The following is an 11,715-nucleotide window of genomic DNA, read 5'->3' on the forward strand; positions in this document are numbered from 1 at the left end:
AAAGAGCCGAGTAGTGTAGGGTAATAAACGATCAGGCATACATTTAAAATTTCACTTTATACTAATTCTCTTTGCTTCGTTTCTTGTCCAAGTATTACTACAGCAAATACACCAATTAAAATTGATCCGCAGAAAATCGTAAATATTAATGATAGTGAAGCTTCTGAGGCAACTAAATACCCCACTAATAGTGGCCCAAGAATACCACCAATACGCCCAAACGCTGCTGCCATTCCTGCACCTGTACCACGAATAACGGTTGGATACTGCTCAGGTGTATAGGCGTATAATGCTCCCCAAGCACCTAAGTTAAAGAAGGATAGTAACATACCTGCCACGATTAATACTGTTAATGAATCCGCAACCCCAAACAAATAGGCACTGCAAGCTGTCCCGATTAAATACGTAACCAAAACAAATTTACGACCGAGACGTTCAATAAACCAAGCAGCGGTGAAATACCCTGGAAGTTGAGCTAACGTCATAATAAGTACGTATTGGAAACTTTTTATTAAACTAAACCCTTTTAGCACCATTACACTCGGTAACCAAAGGAACATTCCATAATAGGAAAAGACAACACAAAACCATAGAATCCATAGCATAATTGTTGCTTTACGATATTCCCCAGACCAAACTGATTTTATATTTTCAATAACAGATGGTCTTTTTTCAACTTTTTGGAACCTTGGGGAATCCGGTAAATTCCATCTTAAATATAAAGCATATAGTGCTGGAACTGCACTCAATACCATCGCAACTTCCCAACCATATTTCGGAATAATAAAATACGAGATAAGAGCTGCAATTAACCATCCACCTGCCCAAAAACTTTCTAATAACACAACAATTTTCCCACGCTCATGTGCTTCAACACTCTCTGATACTAGTGTAGAGGCAACCGGAAGCTCTCCGCCAAGCCCCATACCAATTACAAAGCGTAAAACGAGAAACATCGCGAGTGTCGTCGTTAACGCAGTTAAACCACTACCGATAGAAAATAATAATAATGTAATAATAAAGACTGATTTTCGCCCTATTTTATCTGATAGTATCCCAAAAATAAGCGCTCCTACTGCCATACCGATTGAGTTAATACTACCTATCCAGCCCATTTCCTGGCTCGTTAATCCCCAATCCTTTTGCAAGGCTACCATTACAAATGAAAGCATTCCAACATCCATTGCATCAAATAGCCATCCAAGCCCAGCTATACCAAGTAGTTTGCGCTTCGAAATTTCTTTTACCTTGCCCACTAGAAGTCCTCCTCACACAGGTGTCTTTACACATCATTTTACATGTGTGTATTGTATAAGTAAAATACTTTTGTGTAAAAAATTTCTCCTTCATCATTCCCAAAAAGTAAAACGTCTATCCCGATTGGTGAGGGCTAATAATCAGTAGGAATGCCTCACTGATTAAAGTTTCAATTTATTAAAAATGAACAAATAAAAAAAGCAGCGATATTTCGCTACTTTTTCGAACGCATTACTTCTTTTAAAAATTCCGCTAATACTAACTGACGACGCCAGCGTGTTGGATTACTGCATAATCTATAAAACCACTCTAAATGAATCGCTTGAATCCATTTTGGTGCACGTTTTACTTCTCCAGCCCATACGTCTAAACTTCCACCCACTCCAACAGCCATTTTCGTTTCTAAACGATGCTTATTGTTTTGGATAAAGTTCTCTTGTCTCGGGAAACCGAGTGCAACAAGTAATAAATCTGGTTTTGCTTCTTGAATGCGAGAAATAATATTCTCTTCGTCTTCTTGTTTAAAATAACCATCTTGTGTACCGGCGATGGATACAGCTGAATATGTCTTTGTTAAATGATCTGCTGCAGCTTGTACAACATGTGGCTTTGCACCTAATAAGAAAACAGATACTGGTTTACTATCTTCTGATAACTTCGCAAGTAAATTACACATTAAATCAAAACCTGCTACACGCTCTTTTAAAGGTGTACCAAGCATACCACTTGCCTTTACAACCCCAATACCATCAGGTGTAATTAAATCTGTATTCAATAATGTTTGATAGAACTTTTCATCCTTTTTTGCGCACATAACAATTTCAGGATTTGCTGTTACTACCTGAAACGTATGAGTTCGTTCCGCTTCTAGTTGTTCTTTTAAATATTGGACCGTTTCATCCATTGTCATTGTAGAAAAAGGAACGCCTAGAATATCAACTGTTTGTACTGCCATAGTTAACTATCCTCTCTATCATTACAAGTTTTTCGCTATTAATTGCTTATATGTTTCTTTTGTATCTTCATATAGTTTTTGAAGTGAGAAGTTCATAGTAGCATGCTCATAAATATGTTTACCCATTGCTGCTAATTCTCCCGTTTTCCACTTATCATACGCTTCTTCTAAAGCTAATGCTAATGTCTTTCCATCACCTGTTGGCACAATCCATCCGTAAGTTTCATCTACGATTAATGGCTCAATTTCTCCAGCCCTAGTCACAATTGATGGTACACGTTGGTTTGCCGCTTCTAATAAAACTAGTGGGAACCCTTCACTATGGGAAGTTAATAAATTTACATGTGACGACGCAAATAATTGTTTTACATCTTGACGATGTCCTAAAAACTCTACTTTATCGTTAATCCCTTTTTCAGTAGCTAATGACTTTAGATTTTCTTCTAATGGGCCATCGCCAACTAATAATACTTTAATTTTCTCTAATTTTGTTTGTTGTAACGCATCGAATAAAACTTCATGTCCTTTGACGGGATGTAATCGTGCTACTTGGATTGCCGTAAATACATCTTCATCAATATTGAACATTTCTTTTTTATTATAGCCTTCTGCTTTTTCCTGATCGTATTCAATTCCATTATAAATAACATGCATCTTGTCATTTGAAATGCCTAATGCTGCCAAGCTTTTTTTCAATCTATTTGTTACAACGAAAAATAAGTCTATATTTTTTAAGGCTTTCAAATTTAATTTCGTAAAAATCCAACCTTTTAAGCCCTGTTTAGTAAAGTCTTGAAATGGATCACTATGAATAGTCGTTACCCATTTTGCCTTTATTCTCTTTTTCATTAAAGAAACATAGAAATTAGCCCTAGGACCATGTGTATGAACTACATCAAATTTTTCTTTATTAATAAATTCACTTATATTCTTTAAAACGGATAAATCATAGCGCGATTTTTGTGAAAACACATGGACTTTTATCCCTAACTCCCTTGCTTCCTTCGCAACAATTCCATCTTCAAATACTGCTAATTCTACTTCACCAGTTGGAAACTGATCGAGAAGTGAAATAATATGTGTTTTCCCCCCCCCATCTTCTGCTCCTGCATTCATATGCAATATTCTCATATTTTTTCCTCCTTTAAATCCTCGCTACGTTTCCATCTATTTTTATTTTACTGTACTAAAAAATAAAAGCTAACAAAAGTTAGCTTTTATTTTTATCATTCAATTTCTAGGTCTACTATTAGATAAGCTAACACCACTACAAAGTAAATTCCAACTCCTGGTGCTGTTAAAATATGTCCTGCAATATAAGCAATACCTAACGCTAACAATAAGCTTGCTGAAATCATTCCATATTTTATATTAAATATGTCCTTAAATCTCGTAGCAAATGCTAGTAGAATTCTTAGCCCGTAATAAATAAATGGAATCATTAGTAATACAAAGCCAATAATCCCGAAATCGTAAAACCAATCATGGAAGTCCATTTCAATTAGTTTTGGATCTGGCTGCTTTTGTTCATTGTATTTAAAGTTACCTGCATAACCCATTCCTAATAACTTTTGTGACATTGGCGCTTCTTTAAAGAACTGCTTATGTCTTTCTTCATATACTTGACGTCCACTGAAAATAAGGTTTTCTTGATTTTCTTTCTTTTGCTCTTTCTCAAGTTCTTTCTTAACTTCCTCTTCTATCTTCGCCTTTTCTTCTGGCTTTTCAACTTTATGATGATTTTCTTCTTTTGCTTTAAGTTCTTGTTCTTTTTTCAACTTATCTTTAATTTCTTGTTCTTTTTGGCCTTGCTGAGCCACATTTTGCTCTGATAAATAATTATTATGAATGCCCATATTTTGTGCTAATGGTGTTTGTTTAAACGTCCCAACTACACCAGCTAATAGGACAATAGCAATTACTGCGTTAAGTGCAAGAGATTTTTTGTTCGGATTTTTTCTATTAAATAATAATTGTAGTACAATGATCCCGATTGCTGCTGCCAACGTAGCACCAATTGAGCCCATTCCTACTTTTGTACCAACTTGAATTAATGAGTAAATCATTAAAAGTGATGGAATCCAATATAAAATATGTTTCCAGCTCTTTGTTTTTTGAATAGAATATAGTACCACAATAGGGAAAATAATAGCTAAGATTGAACCTAGTTCATTCCCTGCATAGAACCAACCTCGAGAACCAACCTTCATCCATTCATAACTACCAAAGTCAGTAGATGTTGAAATAGAAATAACCATAATTGCGTTAATGATTAATGTAGAATATACAATACTATTTCGAACCTTATCACTAATATTAACTTTCGTTTTCAATGATTTTAAAGCTAAAATGTATGATCCCAGCATAATATATATATATAATGCTTTCGCAACGAATTTAACTTCTTCACTAAGTACAATAGGATCCTTAACTAGTTTGTTATTAATAAATCCTATCCCTAAAACGCCGGCTAATAATATAAGATAAATTAAAAACTTTCTATTTTCCTTCTCTTTTGCCTGAATTAAAATGTAAATACCACCAACAGCCATAATAAGGAATCTTACTAAAATTCCAACGGTAGCATTTGACTTTAATAAAGTGATGCTAAGAGACGTTAATAAATCTAAAACAGGCTGTAAAATAATAAAAAAGAGCAAAAAATGCTCAAATCTAACCCTAGCTTGATTTGCTAACATTCCAAGACCTCCATACAAAATCTTAACATTATCTTTTAATCATAATTTATTATCGTTAAAACACACCTAGCAATTATAACATAACTCATATTTAAATTGAGAACTTATTTTTATGCCGAAACTAACCAAATTCAGCTTAAGTAGTGCTAGAAAACATTATCCTTTAGCTATTCTTCCCTATCTCTATAAAAACTATCTAACACTCTTCCACTTATTATCAGCATTATAGTAACATTTTTTAATTTATTTATAAGTATATAAAATTTAATAATTACATACAAACACCCACTCGGCTATCCTACAACTAAAGATTAACCTTGCTTCGTTTTCTCCTAAGCATTTTCAAACGCTTTCTTTATGTATTTTATCCGTTTTTATACATGTAACGAAAAGTAATTGTTATTTCCAATACTTTAGTGTATATTTTTTCTCTGGAACATCTTTAAGAGAAAGGGATTAAGGCCATGTTATTAATCGATATATTTACGTTTCTTGGCATTATCGCCGCTGCCATTTCTGGTACATTAGTTGGTTTAAAAAAAGATTTAGATTTATTTGGTGTCCTTTGTTTAGCTGTAGCTACTGCGCTCGGCGGCGGTATTATTCGTGATATCATGATTGGTAACCTGCCCCCTGTCGCATTTGTAAAACCCATTTACTTTTTCGTAAGTGTATTATCAGCATTATTTACTTGTATGTTTTTTGAGCGTATCAATAAACTTCAAGTCGTTATTATGCTTTCTGATGCTGTTGGATTAGGCGTTTTTACAGCTATTGGTGCAAATGCGGCAATGTCACATCATGTTGACGCCTCATTTCTAGTTGTTTCAATGGGAGTCATTACAGGTATTGGAGGCGGTATTTTGCGTGACATTTGTGCTCAAGATATCCCTTACGTATTCCGAAAAGAGATTTACGCAATCGCTTCTATCTTAGGAGCAATTAGCTTCCTAATCACATACGCTATGGGGGCGCACGTATTAGCTTTCTATGTTTGTTTATTAGTAACATTCGTTATTCGTGTCGTCACTGTAATATATAATGTGCATTTCCCTGTTTTCTTTAAAACACATGCTAAAATTAATAAAGGCCATTAAGAGAATTCTATCTAGAATTCTCTTAATTTATATACTATTCAACGAACTAATATAGAGTAATTATATATAAGCATATATAATTACTCTATATTAGTTTTAAAATTGAAAACGTTTTATATACAGGGGGAAGAATGATGCTTGGGGTTTTCAGAAAAAATATTAATAAAACAAATGCCAGTATAATCGAATTAAGTAAGGACCAACAAATAACTTTTAATGTACCTACTAATTCTGAATTGAAAATTCAAATGGATATGCTACATATTTCAAAAGAAGATTTACAAGTTGTAAAAGTACTACAGCCTTTTATTTATGCAGAAATTGATTGGATTACTGAAAAATTCTATGCCAACATTACAAAACAACCTAATTTAATTACTATTATTGAACGTTACAGCTCTATTCCAAAACTAAAACAAACTTTAAAAACACATATTAAAGAATTATTCAGCGGCAATATGCATGAAGATTTCATTGAACAGCGTGTTAGAATTGCAAAAAGACATGTGCAAATTGGTTTACATCGAAAATGGTATACTGCTGCTTATCAAGAATTATTCCGCTCTATCATGAAGATTTTGCAAACAAAAATAACAACAATCGATGATTTTTCCTATTCTATAAATGTCATAAATAAATTATTCACTCTTGAACAAGAACTTGTTCTTGCAGCTTATGAATCTGAATATGAAAGAATGCAAAAAGAACATGAGAAAGAAAAAGAACTAACTGCTATGACAATTACGCATATCGCAACAGAACTAGCTGCTGTATCTGAAAAGACAAGCTCTTCTATTCAAAAACTAACCGCTAAGTCTGAAACTATTGTAGAGATTGCTAAAACAGGTACATCATTAGCTACAACATCTGAAGAAAAAGCGAATAAAGGGAAAGAACAATTAAACCAGCAAAACAAACGAATGGGATCTATTCAAATGAATATGGAAACGATTATTACAGATACTCATGAACTTCTTGATATTTCTAACAAAATTAACGAAATCATAGATATCGTTAAATCAATCGCGGAGCAAACAAATTTACTCGCACTAAATGCTGCTATCGAGTCTGCACGTGCTGGAGAATTTGGGAAGGGGTTTTCTGTTGTTGCTGGTGAAATCCGAAAATTATCAGAGCAAACGAAAGAATCTATCTTTAACGTTACAAAGCTCGTCGAAAAAACAAATGAACAAATTATCCGTGTCTCGTCTTCCGTGAAACAAATTAGCTCTCTCGTATCAGAAGGAACCGATAGTATGTCGGCAACAGATCGATACTTCCAAGAAATTGTAAAAGATATGTCTAACTCAAAAGAACAGAATAAGAAAATTGAACATGAGCTACAAGCTATTTCACAAGTAATGAAAGGAATTCAAGATGATTCCTCACAAATGGCTCTAACAGCCGATAATTTACAACTAGAACTAAATCGATAAGATAAAGTGAAACTTTAATCAGCCCTCAACAATCGGGCTTTTACAGGCAGTCCGCCCCCACCTAACTTCTTTGCTTTCGCTGATTTTGAGGTGGTGTCTGACTGTCCGGAAAATAGCGGAATAAAATTCAGGTCCGGCATACTTTCCATTTTGCACTGACTACTAAATTTCATCTTCCATCAAAAAAAAAGAATCCAGAATGGATTCTTTTTATTTTCTGAAAAATATTTTTTGACAATACACATAACTCATATAAACACCAAAGCTCTGCAAAATAAACAATGCCGGCATAATTACATTGTAATATGCCATATCTACTTGGAAAAGCCTTAACAATACGTAGCCACTAATTAAAAATAAGAACAACATATACCCTTCATTTTGTTGTTTCTTAATAAGGAAGTGCAATAGAGCTATAGTCATAAACAATGTTACGGCTATATATATCAGTTTTTCACATTTGAAAAGAATAGAATTTATCCCCTCATCTGAAAACTGATTTATCATCGGTTCTAAAAGTTTAAATCTTTCTCCCTCAATCTCTTTTAACTTTTGATCAATATGCTCTGTTACACTTTGATTTTTCGATATTTTTTCCTCATGTTTCGTTTTTCCAATTAAGACAGATTGAACATACGTCTCATTCGAAATCGTATATTGTGACAATCCCATTGCCTTAATTCCATAATTCACACCAAAATGAGTACTATAAAATAGAATAAGTATCCCTACCATCTTTAGTAACACTTTTTGTTTCGTTGCTGATTGAGACACTTCAATTAATAATACATATACAGTGATAAAAATAGGAAGAAATAATCCTATCGGGAAAATCATATTACTAAATGCAAATAAAACCGCTGAAAACACCCACATATAAGGATGATCTAACCCTTTATATAAAAGTATGTAACAAGCAAAATAAAATAAAAATATTGCAAGTGACTCAGGAGTTAATACGGAACTCAGCAATATATTTGGAATATACAGGGCATAAAATATAGAAGCAATACGACCGCATTCTTCTCCAAAAACCATTGCCGCAATACGATAAATAAAAAATGCGGTTCCTGCGCAAAATAACACATTAAATAGTTGTAAAGCGAATAATGTATCACCGAATATACGAATGATTACTGACTCATATATAATAAAAGGCAAATGAGTTACAGTCCCTATATTATTACCAATTGCAATCTGCTTTGCAGACTCATACATCACTTTCATATCACCAATTATTGGAGCATCTACAAATAACAGCATACTAAGCCTCACAACTATAGATATACTTATAAGAAAAATAAGAAATTGTTTATCTGTAAAACGATATTGTAGAATTGATGCCACTAACAAAATAAGTATGACGAAAATTGCCAATATGATTGTTACACTTGTTGTACTTCCTCCAAAGAATTGCTTACTTGTCTCAAATGCTACCCAACAACTATAAGCGAAAAATGCGAGCATCGCACCGATCGTAATTTTATTGAAGAAAGATGAAAAATTTGTTTGTATATGATTCATATGTCCATTGCACCTCTATTTCCATTCATAACAAAATGATTCTATCATGAATGGGTACACGGCTGATAGGGAATTTCTATGACGAATACATAGTCATTACTTTTTACTTGCAATGTAAGCGAATCCTCTTTTACACTACATTTTAGATAAAATAAATTTTCTTTCAGTTACATGAATACAAATACAGAAGTTTAAATAATCCTCTTTTGGAATACACTTTACTTCATTAAATATCTAATATGAGTACTCCACTTACACATATTATTCTGATTGAAAACAGACTATAGGGGCTGAATATATGGAAAAGAAATTCATGCGAGAATCTAAAGCAATTAAGACAACACGTGTTTTTCCTAACGATTTAAATAATCACCAAACACTTTTTGGAGGGAAATTATTAGCAGAAATTGATAGTATTGCTTCAATTGCGGCTGCAAGACATAGTCGTAAACATTGCGTAACAGCATCTATTGATTCAGTTGATTTTTTAACTCCAATTCACCAAGCTGATTCTGTTTGTTATGAAGCATTTGTGTGTTATACAGGGAAATCTTCAATGGAAGTTTTCGTAAAAGTAATCGCAGAAAATTTATTAGCAGGCGAGCGTAGAATTGCTGCTACTTGCTTCATTACATTTGTGGCTATAAAAGATGGAAAACCTTCGTCCGTACCACAAGTACTACCTGAAACTCAGGAAGAACATTGGTTACACACAACCGGTTTAGAACGCGCGGAAAACCGAAAAAAGGGACGTTTAAAAAGTAAAGAGATGGCTGAAGTTTTAACTTTAAGTAAGCCTTGGAATATTTAACATAATCTTCTCATCATACATGCACAGGTCCTTCCTTGCATGTATTTTTTATTATAAAAAATACTATCGCTTGCTTCATCATAATGCGGAATGGATAGCGCTTCATTAAAAGATATATAAATAATAGTATTGGATATAAAGCAACTTGTAGGCGTAAGTACAATGCTAAAAAGTAGAAAATGTTTCGTTTTATGAGTATCAGCTAATTTTAAGCTCCAATATAATAATCCCAATGAAAAGAATAGAAACTGTCCTTCTGTTAAAGTTAAATTTTCCACAACAATCTCTGGAGGATACACCGCTAATAAGAAAGCACCTATTAATCCTGCAGCGGGATTCAATAAATAAGTACCAATCTTATAAGTTAGTAAAATAATAAGTACTCCTAATAGGATAATAATTAATTTAGCTACAAAAAGGCCTTTATTACCATTTCCAAAAAAGTAAAATACAGTAACTAAAAACACTGGAAAACCTGGCATAATATGAATAGGTGGTTTATCAAGCTCATGATATATTAACATTCCTGTTTCCAATAAAATAGTTTCCATTTTTTGATAACCTATATCATCGCTAGCTAGAGTCAAATCTGCACCATGTGTTTGTAAAGTTGCAAAACGAAGCGCAAATCGCCTTAACATTTCATATTTCCCCTTAAAATACATAATTTTCAAATTTTATTTATATATTTTCACAAGAAAATATATTCTATTATTGTACTTTGTATACAAAGTACAATAATAGAAAGTTGATTTACAAAGTTTATATGCGTTAAACTGATACAGATGTTCTTGTAATCCTCTTCCTTTCAAAAGGCTTGTATATATGGTGCAAGACATAAAAAATTTGAGGAGATAAAAATTCTATGATGGAACAAAAACAACTTGTTTCTGTTGTCATACCTCTGTATAACACAGAAAAATATATTGAAGACACAATGCAGTCAATACTGGATCAAACATATAAAAACATTGAAATTGTAATTGTAGATGATGGAAGTAAAGATCAATCACCTTCTATCGTAAAAAATCTTGCAGAAAAATATCCGGGGCAAGTAAAATACGTTCACCAAAAAAACCAAGGCGTTTCAGTAGCTCGTAATACAGGGATTGAAAATGCTAGCGGGGAATACGTCGCTTTCCTTGATAGTGATGACTTATGGCATCCAACTAAAATTGAGAAACAAATCGAGAGTATGCATAAAAACAACATGGATGCGTGCTATTGTGGTTATATGAATTTTTACGAAGAAACAGGCGAAAAGATTGAGCATACAACAAACTTTATTAAAGGTGATATGGCAAAAGCATTCTTAACACACCAAGTTGTTGCTCAAACAAGTACTTGGATTTTCAAACGCTCTATCGCAATGAATCATAATATCCGTTTTACACCAGGATGTAGCTGGGGAGAAGACTTGGAGTTTTTATTTAAACTAATGAGTGTGACAAATGTATGCTATGTGGATGAATATTTAACATATTATAGAATCTTATCCGAAGGAAATCTTTCTTCTAAATATAAAGATTACGAATTAAAAACAACTAAAGAACTGGAAGTATTCAATCGTATGAAAGACTGGGTACATAATAAATCTCAAGACTTCATTACGAAAGACCCTCAGTCACTTATTGAGATTCTTGAGACTTATTTATTCCCTTATACGGTTATCAATAATGCTTGTATATACATTAAAGAAAACTCTCAATTAAATAATGCCCAAGTTCAATTAATCAAAAAAGATATAAAGAAATATTGCCGTAAAATCTATTCAAAAAATGGAAAGCGTAGTAAAAAACTATATGCAATGCTTTGGTTTGTACGAATTAAATTTCTGTTTTCTTAAACTGAAAATATAGTACTCATCTCTCTTTCCGTAAACAAATCAAATTTACAAATAGGACAAACGAAAAAGGTCCTAAAGAATAGAAAGGTT

General features: G+C 33.0%; 9 protein-coding genes and 1 pseudogene. 4 read left to right on the top strand and 6 right to left on the bottom strand.

Annotated elements, in window-relative coordinates:
- Positions 1 to 56: 56 nt before the first annotated feature.
- From BM089_RS24390 to BM089_RS24410, 4 genes are all read right to left on the bottom strand, one after another.
- Positions 57 to 1,256, bottom strand: a complete 1,200-nt coding sequence (locus BM089_RS24390) for an MFS transporter (protein ID WP_090978329.1) — start codon at positions 1,254 to 1,256, stop codon at positions 57 to 59.
- A 215-nt stretch (positions 1,257 to 1,471) separates the two neighbouring features.
- Entirely contained in the window at positions 1,472 to 2,212 is a 741-nt protein-coding gene (locus tag BM089_RS24400) for a WecB/TagA/CpsF family glycosyltransferase (RefSeq protein ID WP_000290751.1), read from the bottom strand.
- Positions 2,213 to 2,233: 21 nt separating this feature from the next.
- Complete coding sequence (locus BM089_RS24405) at positions 2,234 to 3,343, bottom strand: glycosyltransferase family 4 protein (RefSeq protein ID WP_090978331.1); 1,110 nt, start codon at positions 3,341 to 3,343, stop codon at positions 2,234 to 2,236.
- A gap of 95 nt (positions 3,344 to 3,438) precedes the next feature.
- Positions 3,439 to 4,911: an O-antigen ligase family protein gene (locus tag BM089_RS24410; RefSeq protein ID WP_000880753.1), complete on the bottom strand. Its 1,473-nt coding sequence runs from the start codon at positions 4,909 to 4,911 to the stop codon at positions 3,439 to 3,441.
- 464 nt (positions 4,912 to 5,375) lie between these two features.
- On the opposite strand from BM089_RS24410, the gene BM089_RS24415 reads away from it, so the two are divergent.
- Positions 5,376 to 6,008, top strand: a complete 633-nt coding sequence (locus tag BM089_RS24415; RefSeq protein WP_000924377.1) for a trimeric intracellular cation channel family protein — start codon at positions 5,376 to 5,378, stop codon at positions 6,006 to 6,008.
- Positions 6,009 to 6,142: 134 nt separating this feature from the next.
- On the top strand, positions 6,143 to 7,444 hold the full coding sequence (locus tag BM089_RS24420; RefSeq protein WP_000901904.1) for a globin-coupled sensor protein: 1,302 nt from the start codon (positions 6,143 to 6,145) through the stop codon (positions 7,442 to 7,444).
- Positions 7,445 to 7,654: 210 nt separating this feature from the next.
- Here the strand turns inward: BM089_RS24420 and BM089_RS24425 are convergent, their stop codons facing one another.
- Positions 7,655 to 8,968 carry an ArnT family glycosyltransferase gene (locus tag BM089_RS24425; RefSeq protein WP_090978333.1) on the bottom strand — a complete coding sequence of 438 codons (1,314 nt, stop codon included), beginning with the start codon at positions 8,966 to 8,968 and terminating at the stop codon, positions 7,655 to 7,657.
- A 298-nt stretch (positions 8,969 to 9,266) separates the two neighbouring features.
- On the opposite strand from BM089_RS24425, the gene BM089_RS24430 reads away from it, so the two are divergent.
- Positions 9,267 to 9,779 carry an acyl-CoA thioesterase gene (locus BM089_RS24430; protein ID WP_000412126.1) on the top strand — a complete coding sequence of 171 codons (513 nt, stop codon included), beginning with the start codon at positions 9,267 to 9,269 and terminating at the stop codon, positions 9,777 to 9,779.
- A 61-nt stretch (positions 9,780 to 9,840) separates the two neighbouring features.
- Here BM089_RS24430 and BM089_RS24435 read toward each other — a convergent pair.
- A pseudogene (locus BM089_RS24435) lies at positions 9,841 to 10,444 on the bottom strand (glycosyltransferase family 39 protein); the annotation flags it as partial.
- A 200-nt stretch (positions 10,445 to 10,644) separates the two neighbouring features.
- On the opposite strand from BM089_RS24435, the gene BM089_RS24440 reads away from it, so the two are divergent.
- On the top strand, positions 10,645 to 11,625 hold the full coding sequence (locus BM089_RS24440) for a glycosyltransferase family 2 protein (protein ID WP_000970511.1): 981 nt from the start codon (positions 10,645 to 10,647) through the stop codon (positions 11,623 to 11,625).
- Positions 11,626 to 11,715 lie beyond the last annotated feature (90 nt).

The sequence above is a fragment of the Bacillus sp. 5mfcol3.1 genome (assembly GCF_900114335.1).
Taxonomy (GTDB): Bacteria; Bacillota; Bacilli; order Bacillales; family Bacillaceae_G; genus Bacillus_A; species Bacillus_A thuringiensis_S.

Excerpts from the sequence above, each read along its gene's own strand:
- BM089_RS24400 (WP_000290751.1), bottom strand. The coding sequence starts at position 2,212 with ATGGCAGTACAAACAGTTGATATTCTAGGCGTTCCTTTTTCTACAATG.
- BM089_RS24405 (WP_090978331.1), bottom strand. The coding sequence starts at position 3,343 with ATGAGAATATTGCATATGAATGCAGGAGCAGAAGATGGGGGGGGGAAA.
- BM089_RS24410 (WP_000880753.1), bottom strand. The coding sequence starts at position 4,911 with ATGTTAGCAAATCAAGCTAGGGTTAGATTTGAGCATTTTTTGCTCTTT.
- BM089_RS24415 (WP_000924377.1), top strand. The coding sequence starts at position 5,376 with ATGTTATTAATCGATATATTTACGTTTCTTGGCATTATCGCCGCTGCC.
- BM089_RS24420 (WP_000901904.1), top strand. The coding sequence starts at position 6,143 with ATGCTTGGGGTTTTCAGAAAAAATATTAATAAAACAAATGCCAGTATA.
- BM089_RS24425 (WP_090978333.1), bottom strand. The coding sequence starts at position 8,968 with ATGAATCATATACAAACAAATTTTTCATCTTTCTTCAATAAAATTACG.
- BM089_RS24430 (WP_000412126.1), top strand. The coding sequence starts at position 9,267 with ATGGAAAAGAAATTCATGCGAGAATCTAAAGCAATTAAGACAACACGT.
- BM089_RS24440 (WP_000970511.1), top strand. The coding sequence starts at position 10,645 with ATGATGGAACAAAAACAACTTGTTTCTGTTGTCATACCTCTGTATAAC.